General features: G+C 42.1%; 24 protein-coding genes, 1 rRNA gene and 1 CRISPR repeat array. Of the genes, 9 read left to right on the top strand and 16 right to left on the bottom strand.

Translation table 11 applies throughout. The features are described from left to right. Together H6G77_RS20120 and H6G77_RS20115 are read right to left on the bottom strand one after the other, a co-directional pair. Window positions 1–112 (bottom strand): 16S ribosomal RNA (locus tag H6G77_RS20120); the annotation flags it as partial. Window positions 113–441: 329 nt separating this feature from the next. Then, window positions 442–606, bottom strand: coding sequence for a hypothetical protein (locus tag H6G77_RS20115; RefSeq protein WP_190593725.1), 165 nt, complete (start codon window positions 604–606; stop codon window positions 442–444). 61 nt (window positions 607–667) lie between these two features. On the opposite strand from H6G77_RS20115, the gene dhaK reads away from it, so the two are divergent. Both dhaK and dhaL read left to right on the top strand, forming a co-directional pair. After that, window positions 668–1,741 (top strand): dihydroxyacetone kinase subunit DhaK, encoded by a 1,074-nt coding sequence (gene dhaK, locus H6G77_RS20110; protein ID WP_190872539.1) that lies wholly within the window; start codon window positions 668–670, stop codon window positions 1,739–1,741. Between the two features lies 1 nt (window position 1,742). Next, a complete protein-coding gene (gene dhaL, locus H6G77_RS20105) occupies window positions 1,743–2,378 on the top strand; it encodes a dihydroxyacetone kinase subunit DhaL (RefSeq protein WP_190872538.1) in 636 nt (211 codons plus the stop codon). Between the two features lie 46 nt (window positions 2,379–2,424). On the opposite strand, the gene H6G77_RS20100 is transcribed toward dhaL, so the two are convergent. From H6G77_RS20100 to H6G77_RS20075, 6 genes are all read right to left on the bottom strand, one after another. Next, window positions 2,425–3,240 carry a carbon-nitrogen hydrolase family protein gene (locus H6G77_RS20100; protein ID WP_062291296.1) on the bottom strand — a complete coding sequence of 272 codons (816 nt, stop codon included), beginning with the start codon at window positions 3,238–3,240 and terminating at the stop codon, window positions 2,425–2,427. 360 nt (window positions 3,241–3,600) lie between these two features. Further along, the gene (locus tag H6G77_RS20095; RefSeq protein WP_190872537.1) at window positions 3,601–3,819 is read right to left on the bottom strand and encodes a type II toxin-antitoxin system HicB family antitoxin; all 219 of its coding nucleotides are present in this window, start codon (window positions 3,817–3,819) and stop codon (window positions 3,601–3,603) included. Beyond that, on the bottom strand, window positions 3,812–4,024 hold the full coding sequence (locus H6G77_RS20090; protein WP_190593734.1) for a type II toxin-antitoxin system HicA family toxin: 213 nt from the start codon (window positions 4,022–4,024) through the stop codon (window positions 3,812–3,814). Before H6G77_RS20090 ends, H6G77_RS20095 begins: the two co-directional genes overlap by 8 nt. Window positions 4,025–4,086: 62 nt before the next feature. Beyond that, window positions 4,087–4,326: a 2Fe-2S iron-sulfur cluster-binding protein gene (locus H6G77_RS20085; RefSeq protein ID WP_190593736.1), complete on the bottom strand. Its 240-nt coding sequence runs from the start codon at window positions 4,324–4,326 to the stop codon at window positions 4,087–4,089. A gap of 15 nt (window positions 4,327–4,341) precedes the next feature. Next, the gene (gene cobQ, locus H6G77_RS20080; protein ID WP_190593738.1) at window positions 4,342–5,817 is read right to left on the bottom strand and encodes a cobyric acid synthase CobQ; all 1,476 of its coding nucleotides are present in this window, start codon (window positions 5,815–5,817) and stop codon (window positions 4,342–4,344) included. A 510-nt stretch (window positions 5,818–6,327) separates the two neighbouring features. After that, window positions 6,328–6,732 (bottom strand): Npun_F0494 family protein, encoded by a 405-nt coding sequence (locus tag H6G77_RS20075; RefSeq protein ID WP_190669270.1) that lies wholly within the window; start codon window positions 6,730–6,732, stop codon window positions 6,328–6,330. A 355-nt stretch (window positions 6,733–7,087) separates the two neighbouring features. On the opposite strand from H6G77_RS20075, the gene H6G77_RS20070 reads away from it, so the two are divergent. Next, window positions 7,088–7,525, top strand: a complete 438-nt coding sequence (locus H6G77_RS20070) for a peroxiredoxin (protein ID WP_190669268.1) — start codon at window positions 7,088–7,090, stop codon at window positions 7,523–7,525. Between the two features lie 178 nt (window positions 7,526–7,703). On the opposite strand, the gene H6G77_RS20065 is transcribed toward H6G77_RS20070, so the two are convergent. From H6G77_RS20065 to H6G77_RS20055, 3 genes are all read right to left on the bottom strand, one after another. Further along, window positions 7,704–8,114: a hypothetical protein gene (locus H6G77_RS20065; protein WP_190593744.1), complete on the bottom strand. Its 411-nt coding sequence runs from the start codon at window positions 8,112–8,114 to the stop codon at window positions 7,704–7,706. Window positions 8,115–8,154: 40 nt separating this feature from the next. After that, window positions 8,155–9,033, bottom strand: coding sequence for an ABC transporter permease (locus tag H6G77_RS20060; RefSeq protein WP_190593746.1), 879 nt, complete (start codon window positions 9,031–9,033; stop codon window positions 8,155–8,157). Between the two features lie 446 nt (window positions 9,034–9,479). Further along, entirely contained in the window at window positions 9,480–10,499 is a 1,020-nt protein-coding gene (locus H6G77_RS20055; RefSeq protein WP_190872536.1) for an ABC transporter ATP-binding protein, read from the bottom strand. A gap of 212 nt (window positions 10,500–10,711) precedes the next feature. Between H6G77_RS20055 and H6G77_RS20050 the strand changes: the two genes are divergently transcribed. Together H6G77_RS20050 and H6G77_RS20045 are read left to right on the top strand one after the other, a co-directional pair. Next, window positions 10,712–11,293, top strand: coding sequence for a TIGR04376 family protein (locus H6G77_RS20050; protein WP_190593749.1), 582 nt, complete (start codon window positions 10,712–10,714; stop codon window positions 11,291–11,293). A 367-nt stretch (window positions 11,294–11,660) separates the two neighbouring features. Beyond that, entirely contained in the window at window positions 11,661–12,113 is a 453-nt protein-coding gene (locus H6G77_RS20045) for a DUF4332 domain-containing protein (RefSeq protein ID WP_190872535.1), read from the top strand. A 55-nt stretch (window positions 12,114–12,168) separates the two neighbouring features. Here H6G77_RS20045 and H6G77_RS20040 read toward each other — a convergent pair whose 3' ends face one another. Then, the gene (locus tag H6G77_RS20040) at window positions 12,169–12,783 is read right to left on the bottom strand and encodes a TetR/AcrR family transcriptional regulator (RefSeq protein WP_190872534.1); all 615 of its coding nucleotides are present in this window, start codon (window positions 12,781–12,783) and stop codon (window positions 12,169–12,171) included. A gap of 277 nt (window positions 12,784–13,060) precedes the next feature. Here H6G77_RS20040 and H6G77_RS20035 point away from each other — a divergent pair, with 277 nt between their 5' ends. Continuing rightward, on the top strand, window positions 13,061–14,692 hold the full coding sequence (locus tag H6G77_RS20035; protein WP_190872533.1) for a pitrilysin family protein: 1,632 nt from the start codon (window positions 13,061–13,063) through the stop codon (window positions 14,690–14,692). 111 nt (window positions 14,693–14,803) lie between these two features. Then, window positions 14,804–16,288, top strand: a complete 1,485-nt coding sequence (locus H6G77_RS20030; RefSeq protein WP_190872547.1) for a pitrilysin family protein — start codon at window positions 14,804–14,806, stop codon at window positions 16,286–16,288. 371 nt (window positions 16,289–16,659) lie between these two features. Next, window positions 16,660–18,999: a CRISPR direct-repeat array (repeat unit 37 nt; unit sequence GTTTAAACTTCAACTAATCCCTATTAGGGATTGAAAC). Between the two features lie 108 nt (window positions 19,000–19,107). Here the strand turns inward: H6G77_RS20030 and H6G77_RS20025 are convergent. The 4 genes from H6G77_RS20025 to ruvC form a co-directional block, all read right to left on the bottom strand. Further along, entirely contained in the window at window positions 19,108–19,392 is a 285-nt protein-coding gene (locus H6G77_RS20025; RefSeq protein WP_190593757.1) for a YiaA/YiaB family inner membrane protein, read from the bottom strand. Between the two features lie 391 nt (window positions 19,393–19,783). Further along, window positions 19,784–21,463, bottom strand: coding sequence for a DUF4335 domain-containing protein (locus H6G77_RS20020; protein ID WP_313954512.1), 1,680 nt, complete (start codon window positions 21,461–21,463; stop codon window positions 19,784–19,786). Next, entirely contained in the window at window positions 21,411–22,016 is a 606-nt protein-coding gene (locus tag H6G77_RS20015) for a DUF3038 domain-containing protein (RefSeq protein WP_062296578.1), read from the bottom strand. Before H6G77_RS20015 ends, H6G77_RS20020 begins: the two co-directional genes overlap by 53 nt. A 296-nt stretch (window positions 22,017–22,312) precedes the next feature. Continuing rightward, a complete protein-coding gene (gene ruvC / locus H6G77_RS20010) occupies window positions 22,313–22,804 on the bottom strand; it encodes a crossover junction endodeoxyribonuclease RuvC (RefSeq protein WP_190593758.1) in 492 nt (163 codons plus the stop codon). Between the two features lie 280 nt (window positions 22,805–23,084). Here ruvC and yvcK point away from each other — a divergent pair, with 280 nt between their 5' ends. Both yvcK and tsaE read left to right on the top strand, forming a co-directional pair. Next, complete coding sequence (gene yvcK / locus H6G77_RS20005; RefSeq protein WP_190669257.1) at window positions 23,085–24,455, top strand: gluconeogenesis factor YvcK family protein; 1,371 nt, start codon at window positions 23,085–23,087, stop codon at window positions 24,453–24,455. Window positions 24,456–24,514: 59 nt separating this feature from the next. Further along, window positions 24,515–24,970 carry a tRNA (adenosine(37)-N6)-threonylcarbamoyltransferase complex ATPase subunit type 1 TsaE gene (tsaE, locus tag H6G77_RS20000; RefSeq protein WP_190593766.1) on the top strand — a complete coding sequence of 152 codons (456 nt, stop codon included), beginning with the start codon at window positions 24,515–24,517 and terminating at the stop codon, window positions 24,968–24,970. The last annotated feature ends 253 nt before the right edge of the window (window positions 24,971–25,223 follow it).

Below are 25,223 nucleotides of genomic sequence, written 5' to 3'. Positions count from 1 at the left end.
CTCACGCGTTACTCACCCGTCCGCCACTAAATCCCTAAAGATTCCGTTCGACTTGCATGTGTTAAGCATACCGCCAGCGTTCATCCTGAGCCAGGATCAAACTCTCCGTTTTGTTGTTTTTTGAGTTTGTTATCTGAAAAAACTTGCTTTTCAGATTCCTTGCTATAATTTTTTAAGTTTCTGGGTTAGCCCCAAAACCAATTTGTTTGACGAGGATTGGTTTAAATTTAAGCTTTCAAAGTATTGTTTTTTCTCGGTTCAGTCGTCTTGGCTCTTGCCTTGACACTTATCTAGATTAACAACTGGTTATAGGAACGTCAAGGGGTTAGCAAAATTTTTTTTGAATTTAATTGAAAAGAAAGTAAAAACCAATATACAGTAGGTAAATAAGCATAATATTGAGTAATAATCTATTTTTGGCTATATAAGGCTAATTTCAGCTTAAATATAATAGAAGCAATTGGCAATGAACTTGTCCGAGTTTGTGAAAAAATCAAAAAATTCCTGAAAATTATTTACGGAGTGTTCTTGAGAAGTTGCTTCAAAAATATGGACGATCGCACTACACAACACCATTCCGGCAAAAAATACATTAATCTGGTGCATCTTTGTGTTTTCTGCTCGGTGGATTATTCTGAATCTGTAGCAATCTTCGCAATTACAGACAATGAAAAAGCTGATTAATCAGCCAGAAGACTTCGTAAGAGAAAGTCTAGCTGGGATGGCGGTGGCTCATTCAGATTTAATCAAAGTCAACTATGATCCCATTTTTGTCTATCGAGCTAATGCACCCAAACCAGGAAAAGTGGCAATTATTTCTGGTGGAGGTAGTGGACACGAACCGATGCACGCAGGGTTTGTGGGTGCAGGAATGCTAGATGCAGCTTGTCCGGGAGAGGTGTTTACATCACCTACACCTGACCAGATGCTGGCTGCTGCTCAAAAAGTTGATGGTGGAGCAGGTATTCTTTATATTGTCAAAAATTATAGTGGCGATGTGATGAACTTTGAGATGGCAACGGAATTAGCTAGAAGTGAAGGTATCCGTGCGCTCAATATTTTGATTGATGACGATGTGGCAGTGAAAGATAGTTTATATACTCAAGGTCGTCGCGGTGTGGGAACAACAGTGTTAGCAGAGAAAATTTGTGGTGCGGCGGCTGAACAAGGTTATAACTTGCAACAAGTAGCAGATTTGTGTCGTCGAGTAAATCTGAATGGGCGGAGTATGGGAATTGCTTTAACATCTTGTACTGTACCCGCTAGGGGTACTCCAACATTTAGATTAAGCGATCGCGAAATGGAAATTGGCATTGGGATTCACGGCGAACCGGGAAGGGAAAGAATTGATGTAAAATCAGCAGATGAGATTGCAGAGATATTAACCCAAACAATTATTGATGATGTTGGCTACAGTCGGGTTGTGCGAGAGTGGGATGAGAATCAAGGCGAATGGGTTGATGTGGAATTGATTGATCCGCCTTTGCAAAGAGGCGATCGCTTGTTAGCCTTTGTTAATAGTATGGGTGGTACGCCCATTTCTGAAATTTATCTGATTTATCGTAATTTGGCGGAAATCTGCGAAAAACAAGGAATGATCATTGTCCGCAACCTAATCGGCCCTTACGTCACATCTTTAGAAATGCAAGGTTGCTCAATCACGTTGCTAAAGTTAGACGATGAACTTTTGCAGTTGTGGGATGCACCAGTACACACAGCAAGTCTGCGGTGGGGTGTTTAATATGGTCACTCAAGCTCAAATTCTTCAGTGGTTACAAATATTTGGAACTGAGATCGAGCAGAATAAGGAATATTTAACTGAATTAGACGCAGCAATTGGTGATGCTGACCACGGTATTAATATGGATCGTGGTTTTAAAAAGGTGATCAGTCATTTACCAACTGTCACTCAGCAAGATATTGGCAGTATCTTGAAAACTGTGAGTATGACTTTAATTTCTAGTGTTGGGGGTGCTAGTGGCCCTTTATACGGGACATTTTTTTTAAAAGCCAGCACTATCGCGGCTGGTAAACAAGAACTAACTACTCAAGAACTATTGGCATTGTTGCAAGCTGGTTTAGATGGAGTTTTGCAACGTGGTAAAGCCCAACTAGAAGACAAAACAATGGTTGATGTGCTGTCTCCGGCTGTAGTGGCTTTTAGACAAGCAGTTGAGGAAGGTAAAAATACTGTGGCTGCGCTGCAAAAATCTGTAGCTGTTGCAGAACAGGCGCTACAAAACACCAAACCGATGTTAGCGAAAAAAGGACGCGCTAGTTATTTAGGAGAACGGAGTATTGGACACCAAGATCCTGGTGCAACTTCATCTTATTTAATGTTGAGGAGTTTAATGGTAAGTCTTGAGGATGGTGAGTAAAGTCTGAAGCAGACAATTTCACACTTCAGACTTCACACTGGATACTTTAGCCAAACACTCGGTGTTGTAAAGAGGGCATTTGGCGACGCACTTGTTCTAAACGTGAGGGATTGATTTCTGCGATCGCAATTCCGGGTTTTTCCCCAGCATCAGCTAGAATGACTCCCCAAGGATCAATAATTACAGCATGGCCGTGGGTTTGGCGACGAGCGTAGTTTGTCCCAGTTTGGGCTGGTGCAATCACATAACAAGTATTTTCAATTGCCCTTGCTTGTAATAGTACTTGCCAGTGGTCTTTGCCAGTAAAAGCAGTAAACGCCGCAGGAATAAACATTACATCGGCTCCCTTACTGGATAGATGGCGATACAATTCTGGAAAGCGCACATCGTAACACACAGAAAGACCAATACCGCCCAGTTCTGGGGAAAAATATACTGATGGCAATTGTGTACCAGCTACTACAGTGCTAGATTCACGATAAGTATTACCATCGGGAACATTCACATCAAATAAATGTACCTTTTGGTAACGGACAACTTCTAAACCACTTTGGTCAATTAGGGTGGAAGTATTATAAACTTTGCCTGTCTCTTCTACCAAAACAGGAAAGCTGCCGCCTAAAATTGTGACTTGGAAGCGTTGAGCCATTTTTTTGAGAAACTGTTCTGTTTCGCGGGTGATGGTTGCGGCTTGGGCGAGTTTATCTTTTTCTTCTCCCATAAAAGAAAAGTTTTCTGGTAGCCCAACTAATTCAGCACCTCGACGCACAGCAAGCTCAATCAATTCTTCTGCCTGTGCCAAATTTTTGTATAAATCAGGCACACTTGTCATTTGAATAGCGGCGGCTAAATAAGACTTCATAGATTTAACAACAAAAAGTAGATGTGTGCGGGACAGATACTCAAATATATCGTTACTTCAAGAACTTCGGAACTTGAGCAGCTATGAGGAAATATTGCTTTTCTTTAAGGAGCTTGCTATCCCTAATGTTTAGCTCTATTAATTGTCACCGGATTTTAACACTTTGAGAAATTAAGCAGTCAGAGGCACAATCAGAGGTATGGACAATGGAATAAAGAACCGCAAAGGCGCAGAGTTCACGGAGACATGGGAGTTTGAGAGGTGTTTTGCTTAAGTCCTCAATTGTATGTGGCGGACTACTACTTTTGTGTCGCTAGAATTTTGTGTTGTTAGGTTTGGTTCTAAAATCTCAAGTTTGTGTTAAGAAACTTTCAACAGGGTTGGTTGTGGCAGTGGATCTCCCGCAGCTTCATAAGCAATAATCAAAGACTCCAGTGCTTCAATGCCATTGGCAACAGCTGACTCGTAAGTATCCCCGTGAGTGCGCCAACGTTGTCCAGGGAAATCAGGAAATCCTACCAAGAAGCAATCATCTTCTTCTGACCACTGAATCACCATTTGGTACTTGAGTTTACTCATCTTGTTTACTACTCTCTACTGCCTCAATTGCCTGTTTAACTTCCTTTTCTTGGTAACGTTTAGCATCTGCTCCATCTTTACCCGAAACTGTAATTTTTCCAGCATACAAAGGATGTATCCAGTTAGTGTGACTACCTTTGCCGGGTAATTCTGTAAAACCAACTTGGCGAAGCATTTGCTTAAGCTCTCGAATTTTCTTAGGCATTTCTTTAAATTTAAATTAACTTACTAAATGCCAATCTATCTAAATCTGGAAAAATTCAAAAACTACCAAGTTGGGTCGCTAAATAAATGTATTCTCAACTCATCATCGGTTGGCGGGACTGCGGAAAGACAAGCGCGAATGACATCGCCATCTTCAAGTTCTACTGTACAAGCATGACATGAACCCATGAGACAGCCTGTGGGAATGAACACTCCAGCGCGTTGTGCTACATCTAAGAGTGCTTCTCCCACTTCGGCATTGATGGCGACATCATCTGGTAAAAATCGAACGCTGACACTCATGCAATTTTGGGCTAACTACGACAAAAATGGTGTTAAGTCTAAATGGCGTTCTACTTCTGTAGCCAGCGAGTCTAAGATTTGTTCTCGCTGTTCGCGGTAGTTGGCGACACCTGTGGGTAAGGATTTTAAGCCGCGCTGTTGACGCAGGCGATTTAACCAAGCACGTCGCCAAGGGCCATTGTCAAACAGTCCGTGTAAGTATGTACCCCAAACTGATTGACAGCTATCCACCAAACCTAGATTAACATCATCAAATAGGGGTTGATACGCTTGACTATCGGGTGGTTGTTCAATACGCGATCGCCCTTGATGAATTTCAAAGCCATTGACTGGCAATCCCATTTGCGGGAAATTAGAGCTAACTTGCCGTTGACGAGCAATTTTTTGTCCGGTAATGACGGTTCTAATTGGTAATAAATTCAAGCCTTGGAATCTACCTGCTTGACCTTCTATACCTTCGGGATCAGCAATAATTTGTCCTAGCATTTGGTAGCCGCCACAAATCCCCAAAACTGTGCCACCAGAAGCGGCATAATTTTGGATGGCTTCTGCCATACCGCTTTTCTGCAATAAGATTAAGTCGGCAATGGTGGTTTTTGTGCCAGGGATGATTACCGCGTCTGGATGTCCTAAATCTTGTTTTGGACTGAGATATCTCACGGAAACAGATGGTTCTGATTCTAAGGGGTCAAAATCGGTAAAGTTAGCAATTCTGGGTAAGCGAATCACTACGATATTCAAGTCAGCTTGAGCTTTGTGAGCTTTTCGCTCTAGTAAGTCGAGGGAATCTTCGGCGGGGAATAGTTCTTGGAAATAAGGCAGTACACCAATTACAGGTTTTTTGGTGCGTTCTTCTAGCCATTGGATACCTGAATCTAAGAGCGATCGCTGTCCACGGAACTTGTTAATTACAATACCTTTAATTAAGTCCCGTTCATCGGGGTCAAGTAACTCTAAAGTCCCGACAACATGGGCAAAAGCACCACCACGGTCAATATCAACTACCAGGATTGTCGGTGCATTTAAATACTTTGCTATCCGCATATTGGTCAAATCGCGGTGCTTGAGGTTAATTTCTGCGGGGCTACCTGCACCTTCGCAAACCAACATATCAAATTCTGTGGATAAATGTTGTAGAGATTCTTCTATGGCTCGCCAACCAAGGTCGAAAAATTGCTCGTAGTAATCTGCTGCTTTGACTCTCCCGACTGGTCTACCCTTAACAATTACCTGGGAAGTCATATCACCTTGGGGTTTGAGTAAAATGGGATTCATTTCTACCCAAGGAACCACCCCAGAAGCCCAAGCTTGTACCGCCTGTGCATAACCGATTTCACCCCCATTGGCAGTGACATAAGCATTTAAAGCCATATTTTGACCTTTAAAGGGAGCCACTCGCCAACCACGCCGCGATAGCAAACGGCAAATAGCCGTAGTTAAAAGTGATTTCCCTGCGTGGGATGTAGTTCCCACTACCATAATTGCTTTCATACTTAATGTGTAATTTTCAATAAGAGGGTGAAATACTTAGTTATGAACGGGTAATGATATCACATCCGTTCATCAACAGTTATAGCAGCAGGCAGAAGAATTGGAGATTTTAGATTGAGATTAATCAAAAATTGTGAGATTCCAGCTTGCACAAAATTTTCATCTACCTAGCTACTGCTATCAATCCAGAAGCAAACAAAACTTGAGGGCAGATAAATATCCATACCCAAATTCTTGAACCCTGTGATTTATACAACTTTCATCAAAATCTGAGCAAAGTTGTCAGGTGTTGATGAAGAATTTATCTTGGGCTTGATGCTTCCGTAAGTATATTGTTCCCTTTTGTAACCTAATCTTAACTTTAAGATTTTTAATTCTACAGAACTTACGCACAAAGATTGTTGGAGGAGACTGGGTGTGAGGGTGAAAGGGTTTTGAATAAGTACACCCCTACACCCTTTCACCCTTTCCACAACCGTGAATTTTTCGGATCGCTGCGTAAGTCATATTCTAAAAAGGCAGTCTCAACCAACGAATGGAGGCATTGTAGAGGGAATCTCGCCAGGAAGGGGCAGGAAAATTTTGTCCCTGATATTTTTCGATTAATTGATGACCTAAAGGTGTGAGGCGAAAACTATCGGTAATTCCCTGGCCATCAACTTCGCGCCGCAGTACACCAACTTGAATTAACCAGTCTAAAGCGTTGTAACAAGCCAATTCTGATAAGGGATGCTGGGTATAGCCATTTTTGATGCCATTTTCTTGGGCGATCGCATTTAATGGTACACTCTGGTCACGCATGGCTGTGAATAAACCAACTCTGAAAGGAGAACAAATGAGCGATCGCTCGGCTCTTTCTACTGTGTTAACAGTGTAAGAGAAAGATTTTGGGGTTGGGGAATCAAGTCTATTCATGGAAATATTTATTTATCTCAACACAAATTAATTTACAACTCATAAACAGAAGTCAGGAGTCAGAATTCAGAATTCAGAACTGGTGAATACTCCACCCAATAAAGTCTGGAGTTTAAATGAAGAAAAAAGTTTTATTTTGATTTCGCCCAGGTTCGTGGTAGCGTCCCGCAGGGAGAGAAGAGGTTTTCAACCAATATTCATCACCCAGCGATGCACTCTCGCTTGCCAAAGTTTCATACAGAATAAAGGATTAATTTTGAATCCTTTATTCTGACTTCTGAATTCTTCTTTAATCATTGTAAATTATTGTAAAATTTCAGAGTCATCAACAAACACCAAACAGGAAAGGTTCATTATGCCTCTAGCAGTTGGTACGGATGCACCTGCATTTACCGTCAAAGATACTAATGGCAACACTGTCTCATTGTCTGATTTTGCTGGTAAGACAGTTGTTTTGTATTTTTATCCCAAAGATGACACTCCCGGCTGCACTAAACAAGCGTGTAGCTTCCGCGATGCTCAAGAACAATATCAAGGTAAAGATATAGTTGTTTTGGGTGTGAGTGCCGATGATGAAGTGTCGCATCAAGCCTTTACCCAAAAATTTAATTTGAACTTTCCCCTACTGGCGGATACCAAAAAAACTCTGATTACAGCTTACGATGTTGATGGTGGTGGTTATGCCAAGCGCGTTACCTACGTCATCGACCCCAATGGCAAAATTGTTCATGTTGATGCCAACGTGAATACATCCAACCACGCCAGCGATATTTTATCGGCACTAGGGCTGTAATTTTTGTGAATTGAATTTTAGCTTTGAGCTTGATTGCCTGTTTGGGACTTCCAGATAAAAATATCCTGTTCTTATGGGATGAATATCCAAGGAAGATGTTCACCCCACAAGATGGATAATTGATGATTTCTGGAAATCCCATCAGGTTTACAGACACGGTGCGGTTTTTGAATTAGATTCAGTTTTGGGGTGGAACAATCTGCACGGGAGAAACCACACTAGGAGATGTGATGGCGGGTAAACCAGGAACTGCTTGTCCAGCAGTGTTATTTACGGGTTGATTGGCATTTTGTTTGAGTACAGCCCGCTTTCTGTTTAATTCAGCTACTGCTGAGTTTAATTCATCGTTTTTTTGTTCAGCGTTCCAGTTCAAACTACCAAATTGAGCGCGGTGAATTAAATCAAGGGGATTTAAATTACCGGAATTAGGCGAAAAGGGGTTGGTATTATCTTGAGAATTATCGCCAGGATAGGCATCGATTGTGTTTAGCTGCGCCAAACTCGGTTGGGCGGCGAGGAAAGAGGCAAAGCCAATTCCTGCTAATGTAGCAACACAGAAGCTTTTAACTGATAAAAATGATTTTTGCATGAGATTCTCCAATACGCTCCAACGACACCATGCTTTTATCTTAAGCAAGAGTTTTGCGTAGTTGGGGTTGAATGCTGAGTAAAGCCACAACAGCAAAGCCCAACAAAATTAACAAAGCACTGCCAAAGGTAATATCACCCCAAGGTGCTTGCATCACAACGCTACTCAATCCCCAGTGTTGATGCAAATAAAGATAACGGATAGGTTCAATAGCGTAGCTGAGAGGGTTGAGAGTGGCGACAACTTGTAACCACTGGGGCATGAAAGATAAGGGTGCTAAAGCGGTGCTGGCAAATAATAAAGGCAGGTTAGTAACGAATATTACAGCAATTAATTCAATATGTCCGGGTAGGGCAAAAGCCAAACCAAGGGAAATCGCAGTTACGCCCAAAGCTAAGAGGAAGACGATGAGAGCGATCGCACCCAAGCCTGCGGCATCTGGTATCCCCGCACCTAAAAAGGCTGCTGCACCGACAATTACGGCTGCTTGCAGTAAGCTTTGGCTAATAATAAAGATGGCGGAAGCAAAGACAATGGAAAAGCGTGATGCTAGAGGCGCGACTAATAAACGATTCAAAAAGCCAAATTCGCGGTCAAACATCACAGGTAATCCGGCATTCAAAGCCCCGGCAAAAGCTGTAAAAACAATTACACCTGCTGCCAAAAATTGACCGTAATTTGTCGTACTACCAAATAAACCCTTCGGTGCATTTTGGAATAAAGCGCCGAATAACACCAACCACATCACAGGCTGAATAATTCCCGCCAATAATGTGGAGGGACGGCGTTGTAATTGAATAAACAAGCGACGAGTTAAAGCCAGTGTCTCTTGGACTAATTCACCAAAAAAATTAGGTGCAGCATCCGCAGGTGAAGCTAGTTGCTGCCAATTTACATCAGATTTAGGGGTTACACTCATAACAATTAGGGAGTAGGGAGTAGCGAGTGGGGAGTAGGTTAAGGGTGTAGGGGTGTAAGGGTGGAGGAAAGGAAGATTCTGGCGTTGATTTTACAGTCATTACTCATTCCTTTATGAAAAACCTACACTATACCTAGTAGGGAGTAGTGAGTGGGGAGTAGGTAAAGGGTGTAGGGGTGTAAGGGTGGAGGAAAGGAAGATTCTGGCGTTGATTTTACAGTCATTACTCATTCCTTTATGAAAAACCTACACTATACCTAGTAGGGAGTAGTGAGTGGGGAGTAGGTAAAGGGTGTAGGGGTGTAAGGGTGAAGGAAAGGAAGATTCTGGCGTTGATTTTACAGTCATTACTCATTCCTTTATGAAAAACCTACACTATACCTAGTAGGGAGTAGGGAATAAGGAGTATGTTTTTCCCACTCCCTACTCCCTATTCCCCATTCCCTCTATCTCATATTTTGCTTCTTTTCGGCTTTCGGATCACGGTTAGCAATGGCGGCTAGTTCTGCATCCATTAAGGTGCGTCCAGTGGCGGCGAGGTAGACATCATCTAGACTGGGGCGTGATTGGGCGATGCCGAAAATTGGTAAGCTGGCATGATTTAGGGTTTGTTGGATGGTAATTAAGGCATCACTTTGGGGTGTGACTACCAAGTTAAGGGAATTACCTTGGGCGCTGTTGATGATGATTTCTTGGACAAAAGACAAAGCTTGTAAGAGGTTTTTGGCTTTTTCGGCTTCTTCCAGGGGTGAAAATTCCCGGATGCGTAGGGTAATGCGATCGCCTCCTACCCTATCCTTTAATTGTGAGGGTGTACCTGTGGCAATAACAATCCCACGGTCAATAATAGCGACGCGATCGGCTAATGCGTCAATCTCTTCTAAATAATGGCTGGTAATTAAAACTGTAGTGCCTGATGCTCGTAACTTCCGTAAAAACTCCCAGACAACAAATCGGCTTTCGATGTCCAATCCAACTGTAGGTTCATCTAAAACCAAGACATCCGGCGCATGAAGCAGCCCAGCAGCTAAATCTAGCCGTTTACGTAAACCACCAGAATAAGTCCCTGTCTTTTTATCGGCGTATTCTTGCAAACTCAGTAAATCTAAAACTGTTTGAATTCGCTGTTTTGCTACCACGCCAGGGAGGTGATAAAGCGCCGCTTGCAATTGCAGCAGTTCTTTTCCAGTTAGAACTTTATCAATAGCGACTTCCTGCGCTACATAACCGAGTTTTTGTCTAGCTACTCTGGGGTTATCCAGCACAGACACACCCGATACTTCGATTTTGCCTGCATCAGGAGTTGTGAGGGTACACAAAGCACGCAGAGTTGTAGTTTTACCTGCACCGTTGGGGCCAAGCAAACCAAAGATTTCTCCTGGTTCTACCTCAAAAGAAACGTCTTTGACGGCTTCAACGGTACCGTAACGCTTTTGCAGATTTTGAATTAAAACGGCGGGAGCCATGACAGCCAATCCCTAACTATACAATTCGCAACAAAGTCTATATATATTGTAGTTGAGTAAGGTGAGGTGAAGCGATCGCTGGGATACGTCTCCTAATATATTTAGGGCAAAGTGGTATGAATGTACTTAGTCCCCTTAAGACTCTATCTGTGGTCTTTCTATCAGGATGATAAAATAAAAATACTCACACACCCAACCCTGGAGTTCTGGCAGTGGGCTTATTTGATGATTTGAGTCGGTTTTTAGAAAACCGTTTAGAAGAATTCTTGCGTAATAATCCACATTTGGAGTTAGATGCCCTGTTAGAGCAACTACGTCAGCAAGAAGATGATACTTTAAAGCTAATAGCAGATTTACAAGTCCAAGAAAAGCGATCGCAAGACGACATTCTTTCCACCGCCCAAGAAATTCAGCGTTGGCACATCCGCGTACAAAAAGCCAAAGATGCGGGTAGACAAGATTTAGCCGCCGCCGCCCAAGAACGAGAAGCCGCCTTACTGCGAGAAGGAAACCAAAAATGGGGACACATGCAAGGGCTGAAAGAACGCCTGAATCAATCTCAAGAATTATTACGCAAAATTCAAGTCCGAAGACAGGAAGTACAAGCAAAAGCCGCAGAAGCCCAAACAGCACGCGCTAAATCCCAAGCCCAACAACAACGTATAGACACTAACGGTTGGTGGAATTCTTCTACAAATACTTCCAGAACTGTTGATGACTTAGAAGAAAAATTCCGCCGTTGGGAAACAGAAGACGAATTAGAAGAAATGAAGCGGAATTTAGGCAAGAAGTGAAAATATCAGGGGTGTAAGGGTGTATGGGCTGTGGGAATTTGGAGATGTCTATTATGTCAGCTTAAGGTGTAGTCGAGTTGTAGGTTGGGTGGAGGAACGGAACCCAACATTCACGCATACTTTGTTGGGTTACGCTATCACTACACCCAACCTAATATTCTCTTAACTTGTCTTTGTATCAAGATTTGGCATTGCATAAATGCGGTATGAATTAAGATGTCGAAGCAAAATGAAAGACAGATTTTTCGCGCAAAGGCGCGAAACAAAATTCATCCCCTTAATCAGCAAAGCTAAGATTTTAGTGAATTAATCTCCACAAAGGGAAATTTTTTCCCAAATCCCAACTACCCATATCTGATTGTCCAAAATGTCTGCTAAACCTCAAGATAAAAGCCGAAGTTTCTTTCAATCTGGTGACTGGCCGATTGAACAATTACCGGGATTAAGTCAAGAAGAGCGATCGCAACTACAAGTTTGCGGTATTAAAACTACACGCAGCTTATTTAACCAAGGTAAAACTCTAGAAGCTAAATTAGCGTTAGCTAGTAAATTACAAGTTCATCTTCAGTATGTCAATAAATGGGTAGCACTAGCTGATTTATCGCGCATTCCCAGTGTTGGCACACAATATTGTGGCTTATTGCTTCATGCAGGAATCGGTTCTGTCGCCCAATTAGCCCAAACACCCAGCCATAGATTACACAGACAAATTATGCGTTTGCAAGTAGCCACCTTGCAACGACGAGACTTGTGTCCATCAGTTGAGTTAGTTCAGCAATGGAGTCAACAAGCTAAGGGAGTTCTGAGTGCTGAGTCCTGAATAAATATGTCTCCCTTGTCTCCCTTGTCTCCCTTGTCTCCCCCATCTCCGCCTCTTACTCCTTCACCAATACGCCATTGAGAAAAATATCCGCCAGTCCTTCAGCCATCTGCTGCATTTCTTGGGGAGAAGCGTCGGGTTCCATGAGGGTGTTATTAGAAAAACCTGCGATCGCAAACATGCCTAAAAATACTTTAGCAACAAGTTTGGCATCGGTTTGGCGATAAATGCCTTTATCCATTGCCGTTTGAAAGAAGGCTTCCGCCACATCTGTCATTTTATTAATAACTTCGATTTGAATGCGATCGCGTAAATCAGGGTGAAACTGCACTTCCATAAAACACACCCGCATCAAATCAGCATTTTTCTTGAAGTTCCACATCCTCCGGCGCATCACCTGGGCTACAGCCTTATAACTGCCCATTTCACTTAATTCTGTTAGCAAATCCGTTAATATCTCCACCCAGCCACCCGTCGCCACTTCCACCAAAATGGCTTTTTTATTCGGAAAATGCCGAAATAACGTACCCTCAGCCACACCCGCAGCTTGGGCTAAATCGCGGGTAGTTGTACCATCAAATCCTTGCGAGGCAAATAGTCGCCGCGCCGCTTGTAAAATGCGGTTGCGTGTTTGTGCTTCTGAAGGTGGGGGAGAATTAAAAACTCGCATAACAGTTACGGTGTGATTTCCGGGACGAGATAGGTAGCATTATTGTCTAACATCGATTACAAAAAGCACGGAAAGCTTAATACAAGATTAACGCCCTGCCCAAATATTGACCTGTTTCTCAGGTAGTGAAACTTTACAAAAGAAGTTGGATTCTCCAAATTGAGCAATCTAAAAATTCTGAGTTATTGGCAAAGCAGCTAACTGGCTCTTCACCATACACTAATGTTGGATGCTACTAATAAAATGATTATCTTACTCGTAAAATTCATGGTTGCTTATGAATCAGATTAGTAGCCGACAAGTAGTTGTAAATGGTGTAAATCAAGTGTTGAGCAGATTATCTCGTCTGTTAATTGCTTTTTTGGCATTAACGATATTCTCGTGGGGAACAATCCCAGAAATGGCGGTGGCGCAAACTCAAACTGCACCACCGCCACCACGCACCGTCCAACCCAGCAAACCACCAGAGAAAAGCTCGATTCAGCCTTATTTAGATCGGGTAGTCAAGCAATTGACTAAGTTTCAACTGGACAATGGGATGAAGTTCATTGTTTTAGAACGCCATCAAGCGCCTGTGGTTTCTTTTTTAACCTACGCTGATGTTGGTGGTGTGGATGAGCCGGATGGGAAAACTGGCGTGGCGCACTTTCTAGAACATTTAGCTTTTAAGGGTACGCAACGGATTGGTACTACAGATTACAAAGCTGAAAAGCCGCTTTTAGAACGCCTAGAACAGTTAGATAGCCAAATTAGAACAGCTAAGGCAGAGAATAAAAAAGCTGATGTGACGCGGTTACAAGCAGAATTTAAGCAAGTAGAAGCCCAAGCCGTCAAGCTAGTCAAGCAAAACGAGATGGGGCAAATTGTGGAACAAGCGGGAGGTGTAGGCTTAAATGCGAATACTTCCACCGAAGCCACTCGTTATTTTTACAGCTTTCCATCTAATAAATTAGAACTTTGGATGTCTCTGGAGTCGGAGCGATTTTTAGAACCTGTACTCAGTCGGGAGTTTTATAAAGAAAAAGATGTAATTTTGGAAGAACGACGCTTACGGGTGGAAAATTCACCTATCGGGTTGATGGTGGAGAAATTCATCGATGCGGCGTATAAAGTTCATCCTTACAGACGGCCTGTAATTGGTTATGACGAAGATATCCGCAACCTCACACCCACAGATGTAAAGCAGTTTTTTGATACTTACTATGCACCAAATAATCTAGCGATCGCAATTGTTGGTGATGTTAACCCCAACGAAGTCAAACGACTCGCACAAATTTACTTTGGGCGTTTTCCTAGCAAACCCAAACCCAAATCAGAAATTCCGGTAGAACCCAAGCAAACCGAAACACGTCAAGTCACTTTAGAATTACCTTCCCAACCTTGGTATTTAGAAGGTTATCACCGTCCGGCAGTTACCCATCCCGATAACGCTGTGTATGAAATTATCAGCCGACTGTTGAGTGAAGGGCGCACTTCCAGATTGTATAAATCTTTGGTGGAAAAACAACAACTCGCCCTGACAGCCCAAGGTTATAGCGGTTTTCCTGGCGATAAATATCCCAATTTGCTGTTATTTTATGCCCTGACGGCTCCCGGTCACACTGTGGATGAGTTAGCCACGGGTTTACGTCAAGAAATTGATAACTTAAAAACTCAACCAGTCACAGCCATCGAATTACAGCGTGTGAAAACTCAAGCCAGAGCCGATTTACTCCGCAGCCTTGATTCTAATACAGGGATGGCGCAGTTGTTGTTGGAATATGAAGTAAAAACCGGTGATTGGCAAAACTTGTTCAAGCAATTGGATGAAATTGCGGCGGTAACTCCGGCGGATATTCAACGAGTCGCCAAAGCAGCGTTTACCCCCGAAAATCGCACTATTGGTAAGTTGTTGTCGAAACAAGGATGAAAACGAACCGCAAAGAACGCATAGACACGAAGTGGCTTCCCGAAGGGTAGGGCGCGAAGGGAGAGAAGAAATATGCACAGATATAAACATCAGGTGAAGGGTAAGAGGTCGATGAAATTCAAACTATTGCATGGTAAAAGGTTGATTTATGTTGTCATGTTTGCCTTTGCCTTTTTACTTTTGACTTTTGACTTTTCTTTAGCAGCGACAACAACAGCCAAACATTACACAGAGTTAAAATTACCAGCTTTACCTGCGGTCAAATTACCCAAATATGAACGCTTTGCTTTACAAAATGGCTTAGTTGTGTATTTAGTAGAAGATCATGAACTGCCGTTAGTGAGTGGTTCGGCTTTGGTGCGGACTGGTAGCCGTTGGGAACCAGGTGATAAAGTTGGGTTAGCTGGTTTAACAGGTGCAGTCATGCGGACTGGGGGAACTAAGCAGCATTCACCCGATGAACTCAATGAAATCTTAGAACAACGGGCTGCATCGGTAGAAACAAGTATTGGTGAGGGTTCGGGGAGTGCAAGTTTTGAGGCGCTAACTGAAGATGTGGACACTGTGTTTGGTTTATTTGCCCAAGTACTGCGGGAACCAGTATTTGCCCAAGATAAACTGGATTTAGCCAAGAACCAAACTAAAGGGGGAATTGCCCGCCGCAATGATGATCCTAATAGTATTGCCAGCCGAGAATTTAGAAAATTGGTTTATGGCAAAGAAAGTCCATATTCGCGGACTGTGGAATATGCCACATTGGATAAAATTCGCCGGGAAGATTTAGTTCAGTTTTACCAGCAATACTTTCACCCCAATAATATAATTTTGGGGATTGTGGGCGATTTTGATAGTAAAAAAATGCGATCGCTCATTCAAGCTAAATTAGGTGATTGGCAACGTAACCCCAAAATCACTAAACCCCAGTTACCAGAAGTTTCCCCAGCCAACAAAGGCGGAGTATTTTTTGTTAATCAGCCCCAGTTGACTCAAAGTAGTGTACTGTTAGGGCATTTAGGCGGACAATTCGACAGCCCCGACTATGCCGCATTGGATGTTTTGAACGGGGTGTTAAATGGTTTTGGTGGACGCTTATTTAACGAAGTGCGATCGCGCCAAGGTTTAGCTTACTCTGTATATGGTTACTGGAGTCCCCGGTTTGATTATCCCGGTATTTTCTTGGCTGGTGGACAAACCCGTTCTGAGGCTACCGTCCAGTTTGTGAAATCCTTACAAACCGAAATTAAACGTATTCAAGCACAACCAGTAACAGCCCAAGAACTGGCTTTTGCTAAAGAATCAACTCTCAATTCTTTCGTGTTTAACTTTCAAGACCCCGGTCAAACCTTATCACGGCTGATGCGGTATGAATATTATGGCTACCCATCAGACTTTTTATTCCGTTATCAAAAAGCCGTCGCCGCCACTACCGCCGCCGATGTGCAACGGGTAGCCAAGCAATATCTCAAACCAGAAAACCTGATAACCTTAGTTGTGGGAAATCAAACCGCAATTAAACCACCATTAACAGGTTTAGCCAGACAAGTCACAACCATCGATGTGACAATTCCTGGTTCACCATCACAAGCCAAGAATTAATTATCATCAGAACTTGTGAGATGAAATGAGTTAGGGTATGAGGGTGTAAGTGAAAAACTCCTACACCCCTATACTTAGCCTCAAATTTTCTCACGCAGAGGCGCAGAGTCGCAGAGAGGATAAGTAGGGATAAAATTCTTCTCGATGCGCGGATGGGTAGGTGTACAAAATCTCCCTTTTGACAAAATAGCTAGATTCCTTGAAGTGCAAGCTTTTGCAGAAAAAATTCATAAAAATCATCCGCGCACCTTACCCAGTCTAGGTTTCAGCCATTTTAGTTAACTCAACTGATATTTCCCCATGTTAAAATCAACCCATCCGCGAAACCGCACCTTGAAAACTAAATACAGACTGCCTTTCCAGTCCCCGCAGTTTAAACTTCAACTAATCCCTATTAGGGATTGAAACCGATGACATCGAGATGAATCCGGCGCACCCTGCTTACGTTTAAACTTCAACTAATCCCTATTAGGGATTGAAACGCAAGATACAGGTGGAAATGTCCTTGAACTATTTTATGTTTAAACTTCAACTAATCCCTATTAGGGATTGAAACGAAAGATCATTTACAGTAGTTTCAGTTTCTGTCTGATCCATGTTTAAACTTCAACTAATCCCTATTAGGGATTGAAACGGGGCGATTCGGATTTGAATTGAGAACCCCCAACTTACGTTTAAACTTCAACTAATCCCTATTAGGGATTGAAACGTGTGAATAGCTTGGATATCCTCTTTTTGAGCGGTTTAAACTTCAACTAATCCCTATTAGGGATTGAAACAAATTCCCTTGGAAGGTTGCTGCTTGAATTGTGCCAAGGTTTAAACTTCAACTAATCCCTATTAGGGATTGAAACTACTAGCACATGGATTTTCTAACCAATCTCACAAAGTTTAAACTTCAACTAATCCCTATTAGGGATTGAAACGCCAACCAAGACTTTTCCAGGCGACGCTGGGAGCAGAGTTTAAACTTCAACTAATCCCTATTAGGGATTGAAACCATTGGGAGTTTTGTAATTTGGTATTTCCTGGCATAATGTTTAAACTTCAACTAATCCCTATTAGGGATTGAAACAGCATTGTCTTGGTTGAAAGGACTGGTGATAAAGTTTAAACTTCAACTAATCCCTATTAGGGATTGAAACACCAAAACCGCAAGCAGGAGCGCAAGAAGTATTTTATAAGTTTAAACTTCAACTAATCCCTATTAGGGATTGAAACTTGGCTTTGGCTTGGGCTTGCGAATTGTAGATTTGTTTAAACTTCAACTAATCCCTATTAGGGATTGAAACAGAGCAAAAAAATCAATTACAGCAGCAATTGGAAGCGGCGTTTAAACTTCAACTAATCCCTATTAGGGATTGAAACATTCGGATCTTTGCCGTTTTGTTTACACCAAGCGCGGGTTTAAACTTCAACTAATCCCTATTAGGGATTGAAACGAGAAGAATGGCAGAGTGCTAAATATATTTGATTTTAGTTTAAACTTCAACTAATCCCTATTAGGGATTGAAACTGATTGGACGGAAGACTTTTTTAAAACCATCTTTGGAACCGAGAATTATACAAAGTTTAAACTTCAACTAATCCCTATTAGGGATTGAAACGGGCGATCGGGTCGCCGTAGATGTGGGCGCAGGCTGCACGCGTTTAAACTTCAACTAATCCCTATTAGGGATTGAAACTTGTTCGAGTTGAGCAAGTGCATTTTTGAGGGTGAGACGACGTTTAAACTTCAACTAATCCCTATTAGGGATTGAAACTATAAGTTAATACCATTTAAAGCTACATAAGTTTGTTTAAACTTCAACTAATCCCTATTAGGGATTGAAACAGAATCACAACCACCAATCACGGGAACACTAGGAAAGTTTAAACTTCAACTAATCCCTATTAGGGATTGAAACTTTTAGTTGCGAGAAGGTACTTTAAGGTATCCCCTGAAGGTTTAAACTTCAACTAATCCCTATTAGGGATTGAAACGTGACCGACATAACAACCGGAAAAGAACTTGTCGTTTAAACTTCAACTAATCCCTATTAGGGATTGAAACAGAAAAATTGTTTGAGGTTTAATGCGATCGCTATGGTTTAAACTTCAACTAATCCCTATTAGGGATTGAAACATCAAGAAAGCTTCCCCTAGCTGGTTCGTAATGTTTAAACTTCAACTAATCCCTATTAGGGATTGAAACAGAATTTATTAATCACTAACCCATGCTAACTACTTTAGTTTAAACTTCAACTAATCCCTATTAGGGATTGAAACAAATTTTTCAAAATCATTGATAGCACTTAGCCCTAAGTTCCAAATGTTTAAACTTCAACTAATCCCTATTAGGGATTGAAACGTCATAGACACTGAATATCAACAAGAAACCCTCGGTTTAAACTTCAACTAATCCCTATTAGGGATTGAAACCAAGGTGATGGGATTGGATCACCGGATGGTAAATGTTTAAACTTCAACTAATCCCTATTAGGGATTGAAACATCCCAGCAAATAGCAATAATCCAATTGCAGTTAAAAAAGTTTAAACTTCAACTAATCCCTATTAGGGATTGAAACATACCCCTCGCTGCTTTTAGGTAGAGATTTATTTTGTTTAAACTTCAACTAATCCCTATTAGGGATTGAAACGGGTTGATAAGTTGATTTGATTTGCATAATAAAAGTTTAAACTTCAACTAATCTCTATTAGTGGTTCAAATTTGATGTGAAAGGGTATTTAGGGGGGAGCTAAAATGTCTTGCTACCAAAGAGAGGACTTTTAAAACATCCTCTCAAATATCAATAAATCCCCCGCTAGAAAAGATAGATTATTTTAAACTTAAAGAATCATGTTGTGATAGTAATTTTTCTACCTTTGCCTCATCAATTCTTGCTGTTAATCTTTTAGCTTCGTGCAAATCTCTGGTTGTTTTTGCCAAGGTAAAAGTCGAACCAACAGAAAAAGCTAAACCCATACCCATAAAACCTTTTACCCAGTTATCTACGGGCAAATTCACAATCCCAAAGCTAGTCATAGAAACAGAAAGCATAAAAGCAGCCCATGTTTGAATAATCCAAGCTGTACTATCTTTTTGTGAACTTAGTTGCTGCATATTTCCGCCCGATAAATTCAAAATTTTCTAGCAATAGCAAAGGTAATTAGGATATTTGGAAATGAGACAAACTCGACAGAAAATAATACCAAATTGAAGAATGATTGCGACAAATGAATTGCCCAAAAGCTTACCAGTAAAGCCTGTCTCAATCCAAAATCTAAAATCTAAAATCCAAAATGGTATAACTTTTAATTCTGTAACCTGTATCCTGTATCCTGTACCCTGCTATAGTAGCGATATTATTAATTTGTGTAGTCAATTACAACAATTAAATTACCACTTTGATAACTGGACTGTAATCAGTTAACTAAAAAGTACCTAAATAAAAGAATAACTGGTACATAGTTTTGTACCAGTTAAATAAATGGCATAAAGTTGGGAAATTTAATTATTCAGATTCCGAAAATGTTTGTACTTTACCATCAGGACTGAAAACAACTCGAATCCTGATATTTTGACCAGATTTATTACCAGAAACAAAAGGCTTACCAATTGCAGGTATACCTGTATTATCAATAAACTCTCTTGCTGGTTTATTCAAAGGTAAAATCCGTGCTAGAGAACCATCCACATCCACAGTCAAGCTGTATTCTAATGTTTGTGTTAATCCCGCAGGTGGTTGCCAACGCTTCTGAAAGAAACTTCTAGCTTCTGCTATTTGGGTTGTGTCAAATATTGTGCTGTTGGTAGCCACATTAGGAGGTGCAGCAGTTTGCGGAGTATCACCCAATCTATCAACAAATGGATTATTTTCTGCGGCTGAAGGTGGTAGAGACGAACTGATTTTGTCTCCTAGTTGTTGATTAGTTGGTGAGTACTCTGGCGAAAGATTATTGCCCCGGTTGTTATTGGGTATAGTTGCCAATGGTGGCGGAACAATTGACGGGATACTACTAGATGATAAATTATCCGCCCCAGAAGACAGACGTGGAGGTAAACTCCGCCTTTGAGGTAAGCTAATTTCACCCTGAGTAATGGACGGTGCAGGGTTTAGGGCAATTTGTTGACCAGAAATTGTTGTTGATGTGGTACTTGGGAGATTATTCTTGGTGCTAATGCTTGCTTGGGGTATATTCAGCCCAGTTTTGGAAGATGTTGACGGTACACCGAGGGAGGTGGCGGAGTTAGCGGAAGAAATACCCGCCCCAGGAGGAATGACAGGTTGTGCCGGCAAACGAGAAGTTGGCAGAGGCAGAGTAGAGTCGATGGGTGGCAGTGATGGTAAATTATCTGGAGATATCAGTCCAGGTAGTGGTGTACTCAAGTTAGCTGGTGGTGTAGGTGCTAAAGCCACATCAGACTCTTGAGCAGTAGTTTTATTTGCCGTTGTCGGCTGATTTTGTCGATAATAATTGGCGTATTGTAAAGTGATTGGCAATAAACCTACACTTAAAACCAAAACTGCGGCTATAGGAGCCCAAGTCGGGAAACGGAGAACAGAATTATTGTTATTCAGAGATGGTAAAGCCATCACATCAGCTGAGTATTCATCCAAAGCTGAGGCTAAATCATAAAGTTGTAATAAACTGAGTTGCACCAACGGGCTAGAGGCTTGACCAGACAAAGAACCAAGATGTAATTTGTGAGTTAAAGAACTGCCCGGTTCTAAATAGATTTTGCTTCTGGGAATGTCGGCGGCGAAAGATTTTAAAGTCTGTGTGGATAAAGCCGATGGGGCTGAATCATCAGATGTTGTAATTGCATCGCCAAAGCCAGAAAAACCCAGCGAAAAACTTTCTGGCGGCTGTTGGAGGAATTGCTGCACATAGCTGGTGACGGCATCACATAAAGCTTCGAGTTGGTCGCGATCGCCCCGAATTACAACCCTGCGTTCTTCTGGTAGTCGTGGATCGTCAATGCGTAACTCAAAGCTGAGTTGCTTAATTACAGTTTTCCCCATCCAACGGGACAAAGGCGAACTTTGTGCCAATACTTCGAGTGTGCAAGTGGGGGGTGTGTAGCGACGAATGACAGAATTTAATACAGGCATGGCAGAAACTGCAAAGGAGACGTTTTCAATATTTTGCGGAATGGTCGATGAGTGCGAGCCAGAGACGGCGGTGTCCACCAGGGGCGCTGTAAAACAACAAGTTTACGAGCAATTTAAGTGCCAGGTGGGTGAGTAATTCCGTTGAGATTTGGTCATCCTCTTCCATTCGCTCTTGGTAGGTGTTGCAAAAAGCATCAATGTAATCTCCAAGTAAAGCAGCCTGATGAGGTTCCCGGTTATTTTCCGCCATTTGCTCTAGTAACCCAACAGCACGACGAATTAATTCTTGGTGCTGTTTGGCGAGATAGCAGATGATTAAAACAAGCGATCGCGCTTCTTCTACATCTAGCTTTTTTCGCCCTCCTTGACCTTTGCGTAGGGGATTTGACTGCCGTAGCCGCCATAAAGCTACGCGGTCTGGCACTCTTGACTCTAAATTTAGGTTAACTGCCGCCGAAAGCATAGCCTCAGAACCAATCCCAGTCAAGGTTTCTAGCGCCAACAGTACCAAGTCCAACTGAGTTTTGATATTGTCCCATTGAACTGTGTCTGGGGTTGGAAGCTTAATTAACTCCTCCCACTGAGAATTGGGTGTGGCTGAGTCGGCGGCCGAGTGCATAACTTTTAGCATAGGTGATCGGGCTGGTAGGGGCTGGTGCTGTTACCTATTTTGAAACCAGACTCTTTAGGATTTAAGTTGGTTTCCCATACATAAATTTTGGCAGGAACTAGCTTTTAGCTGGTTGAACTTTGGTAAACAGCAGTTGTCACTGTCTTACTCTACAAGATGAAAATTTATTTTCCATACACTTAGCAGAGGAGAAAATGATCTACCTCAGTAAAAATTTTCCTAGCCTCTACCACTGCTTCCGTATGAAGTATAAATCAATATCAACAATAAATAATTGATGGCTCTGTGATGAATAATTACAACTGAAAAGATGCTGTTAAAGCTACTGCTAAAGCATCTGCGGCATCGTCTGGTCTTGGGATTGTATCTAAATTCAACTCTCGCGCCACTGCGGCTTGCACATCAGATTTATCTGCATTGCCATAGCCGGTTAAAGCTTGTTTAATTTGTGCCGGGGTAAATTCTACATAAGGCAAACGATGTTGTCCCAAAACTAACATGACAACGCCACGAGCTTGTGCTACAAGAATAGTGCTTGACATACGATAGAAGAACAGCTTTTCGATCGCAACCAAGTCTGGTTGCAATTCACTAATCAGGGTGTGTAAATCATCAAACAAGGTACACAGGCGCTGTGCCATTTCTGCATCTGCCGAGGTACGAATTACCCCAAAGTCAAGCATATCTACCGTTGTGTCTTGTACCTTGCTAGAGCCTTGTTTGCAAGTAATTACGCCAAATCCTAAAATGGCTAATCCAGGATCTAAACCTAAAATTCGTTTTTCCATTAAACTAACTTTGACCAAGCCAGGGTATTGTTTTACTGGGAAGACTGGCAACTTTGATGACTGGTTTTCTAGCTGTAGTCACAGAAGTTAGGACACTCGGAAAGCAGAATGTTAGGCATAGTAATACTATTACCTCCTGCTTACATTTGGCCTCTATCTCCTGTCTTCTGCTATCAGTCTCAAAGCACTGAAATACTTAATAATGACACACTTGGTGTTAAAACCAGGGAGTGTAAATTTTCCTTTATTCATTAGTTTGTAGCACTGCTTTCAATCAGGTATGTCAATTGGTTTTCTCAGACAAGCCCTCCACGCCCTGCAACAGCAGTCGCGCAGCCGCACATCTTATCGGGTTAACCAGTGGTTTAAGTGGTTATCTCCAGGACTATCAGTAAAACGCTGGTTACTTATTAGCGTTGGCGGTGTATTTTTGGCGAGTTTGGGGTTAGCTATATGGGTGAAGTTGACCCCGATTTTTTGGCTGTTGGAGTTGTTGAGGAGTTTTCTGGGAGTAATTACCAACATCCTACCCAACTATATCAGTGGCCCTTTGGTGCTACTGTGCGGCTTACTGTTGCTGCTTTGGGGACAAACTCGCACTGTGGGTTCCATTACTGCGGCTTTCAAACAACAAGGTGAAACAGAACTCATTGATGTTTTGTTAGCCCATCGCCGCTTGTATCGCGGGCCGAAAATTGTGGTTATTGGCGGTGGTACCGGACTTTCGACTTTGTTGCGGGGGTTAAAAACTTATAGTGCTAATATTAGTGCGATCGTCACGGTTGCTGATGATGGTGGTTCTTCTGGGCGGTTGCGTCAAGAATTTGGTGTGCTACCACCGGGAGATATTCGCAATTGTTTAGCAGCCTTAGCAGATGAAGAAAAGCTGTTAACAGAATTGTTTCAATACCGCTTTCGGGCTGGCGATGGCTTGACGGGGCATAGTTTTGGTAACTTATTCTTAACTGCCATGAGTGAGATTACTGGTGATTTAGAACGTGCTGTGGCGGCAAGTTCTAAAGTCTTGGCGGTGCGGGGACAAGTTTTGCCAGCAACTCTCACCGATGTGCGTCTGTGGGCAGAATTAGCCGATGGCCGCCGCATTGAAGGAGAATCGAATATTCCTAAAGCTGGTGGTAAAATTGTCAAAATTGGTTGCACACCTGCTAATCCACCAGCCTTACCCGCAGCGATTAAAGCAATTAAAGAAGCTGACTATATTATTATTGGGCCGGGTAGCCTGTATACCAGCTTGATTCCTAATTTACTAGTACCAGAAATTGCCAATGCGATCGCCTCCTCCAAAGCCCCTCGCATCTACATCTGCAATATTATGACCCAACCAGGAGAAACTGAGGGCTATACTGTTGCTGACCATATCAAAGCTATTGATGCAGCCTGTGGTCAAAGGCGATTATTTGATGCTGTTATGGTACACAAAAAATCTCCTTCTCCCCAATCTCTCATCCGTTATGCCCAACAAAATTCTCATCCAGTTTTCCTCGACAGAGAAGATGTATCGTTACTAGGGCGACGAGTTGTTTTAGCAAATGTATTGTATGAAGATGAAACTGGTGTTGTCCGTCATAATCCCCAAAAACTCGCAAAAGTCTTGTTACGCTGGTACAGTGGCGCTCATCATGGCAAGTAAGAATTAGTCATTAGTCATGTATACACTAATGACTAATGACCAATGATCAATGACCAACAATGAAAATTTCTCTTGCAGATGTCCAAGCGACTCTGAATTTAGGTATCAAACTAGGTCAAACTTTGACTCCTGGTACTGTCATTTTACTAGAAGGCGACTTAGGTGCAGGTAAAACTACCTTGGTACAAGGCATTGGTCAAGGTTTAGGAATTACCGAATCTATTGTCAGCCCCACTTTTACTTTGATTAATGAATACACTCAAGGGCGTATACCCCTTTATCACCTCGACTTATATCGCTTAGAACCATCAGAGGTGACAGGTTTAAACTTAGAAAGCTATTGGGAAGGAATCGAAATAGAACCTGGAATTGTAGCGATAGAGTGGGCAGAGAGAATGCCTTACCAGCCAGAGAGTTATCTGTGTGTGCGTTTAAGCTACGGCGACAATGGTACTCGTCAAGCTGATATTACAGGATTACATTGCAACATCAGCGAGTTAATTGCTAAAATCTAGATAAATTATTTAGATTTGTGGATTAGACTATACAATTATCCGTGATTATGCACCATCAAAGCAAAAAAAATTGGGTAGGCAAAAGTTGTGTAGAGAATCCCACCCAAAAGAAGTTTGAGCGGCAAAATTTGCCGCTCAGAATTCATAATTCATTGCTGTAGGTTGTGAGAAAATTTTCTGGATGCGGTTCTACATAAATGAACTACAAGGACAACTGTCCCATCCAAAATTAGCCTCACATCATGATGAGATG

It is taken from the genome of Aulosira sp. FACHB-615 (assembly GCF_014698045.1).
Lineage (GTDB): Bacteria > Cyanobacteriota > Cyanobacteriia > Cyanobacteriales > Nostocaceae > Nostoc_B.
Note: the sequence above shows the minus strand (reverse complement) of the source record. Positions and strands in the feature narration are given on the sequence as shown.

Excerpts from the sequence above, each read along its gene's own strand:
- H6G77_RS20075 (WP_190669270.1), bottom strand. The coding sequence starts at position 6,732 with ATGAATAGACTTGATTCCCCAACCCCAAAATCTTTCTCTTACACTGTT.
- dhaL (WP_190872538.1), top strand. The coding sequence starts at position 1,743 with ATGGTCACTCAAGCTCAAATTCTTCAGTGGTTACAAATATTTGGAACT.
- yvcK (WP_190669257.1), top strand. The coding sequence starts at position 23,085 with ATGTCAATTGGTTTTCTCAGACAAGCCCTCCACGCCCTGCAACAGCAG.
- H6G77_RS20060 (WP_190593746.1), bottom strand. The coding sequence starts at position 9,033 with ATGAGTGTAACCCCTAAATCTGATGTAAATTGGCAGCAACTAGCTTCA.
- H6G77_RS20055 (WP_190872536.1), bottom strand. The coding sequence starts at position 10,499 with ATGGCTCCCGCCGTTTTAATTCAAAATCTGCAAAAGCGTTACGGTACC.
- H6G77_RS20070 (WP_190669268.1), top strand. The coding sequence starts at position 7,088 with ATGCCTCTAGCAGTTGGTACGGATGCACCTGCATTTACCGTCAAAGAT.
- dhaK (WP_190872539.1), top strand. The coding sequence starts at position 668 with ATGAAAAAGCTGATTAATCAGCCAGAAGACTTCGTAAGAGAAAGTCTA.
- cobQ (WP_190593738.1), bottom strand. The coding sequence starts at position 5,817 with ATGAAAGCAATTATGGTAGTGGGAACTACATCCCACGCAGGGAAATCA.
- H6G77_RS20025 (WP_190593757.1), bottom strand. The coding sequence starts at position 19,392 with ATGCAGCAACTAAGTTCACAAAAAGATAGTACAGCTTGGATTATTCAA.
- H6G77_RS20035 (WP_190872533.1), top strand. The coding sequence starts at position 13,061 with ATGAATCAGATTAGTAGCCGACAAGTAGTTGTAAATGGTGTAAATCAA.
- ruvC (WP_190593758.1), bottom strand. The coding sequence starts at position 22,804 with ATGGAAAAACGAATTTTAGGTTTAGATCCTGGATTAGCCATTTTAGGA.
- H6G77_RS20090 (WP_190593734.1), bottom strand. The coding sequence starts at position 4,024 with ATGCCTAAGAAAATTCGAGAGCTTAAGCAAATGCTTCGCCAAGTTGGT.
- H6G77_RS20085 (WP_190593736.1), bottom strand. The coding sequence starts at position 4,326 with ATGAGTGTCAGCGTTCGATTTTTACCAGATGATGTCGCCATCAATGCC.
- H6G77_RS20065 (WP_190593744.1), bottom strand. The coding sequence starts at position 8,114 with ATGCAAAAATCATTTTTATCAGTTAAAAGCTTCTGTGTTGCTACATTA.
- H6G77_RS20045 (WP_190872535.1), top strand. The coding sequence starts at position 11,661 with ATGTCTGCTAAACCTCAAGATAAAAGCCGAAGTTTCTTTCAATCTGGT.
- H6G77_RS20100 (WP_062291296.1), bottom strand. The coding sequence starts at position 3,240 with ATGAAGTCTTATTTAGCCGCCGCTATTCAAATGACAAGTGTGCCTGAT.
- H6G77_RS20115 (WP_190593725.1), bottom strand. The coding sequence starts at position 606 with ATGCACCAGATTAATGTATTTTTTGCCGGAATGGTGTTGTGTAGTGCG.
- tsaE (WP_190593766.1), top strand. The coding sequence starts at position 24,515 with ATGAAAATTTCTCTTGCAGATGTCCAAGCGACTCTGAATTTAGGTATC.
- H6G77_RS20095 (WP_190872537.1), bottom strand. The coding sequence starts at position 3,819 with ATGAGTAAACTCAAGTACCAAATGGTGATTCAGTGGTCAGAAGAAGAT.
- H6G77_RS20015 (WP_062296578.1), bottom strand. The coding sequence starts at position 22,016 with ATGCTAAAAGTTATGCACTCGGCCGCCGACTCAGCCACACCCAATTCT.
- H6G77_RS20040 (WP_190872534.1), bottom strand. The coding sequence starts at position 12,783 with ATGCGAGTTTTTAATTCTCCCCCACCTTCAGAAGCACAAACACGCAAC.
- H6G77_RS20030 (WP_190872547.1), top strand. The coding sequence starts at position 14,804 with ATGAAATTCAAACTATTGCATGGTAAAAGGTTGATTTATGTTGTCATG.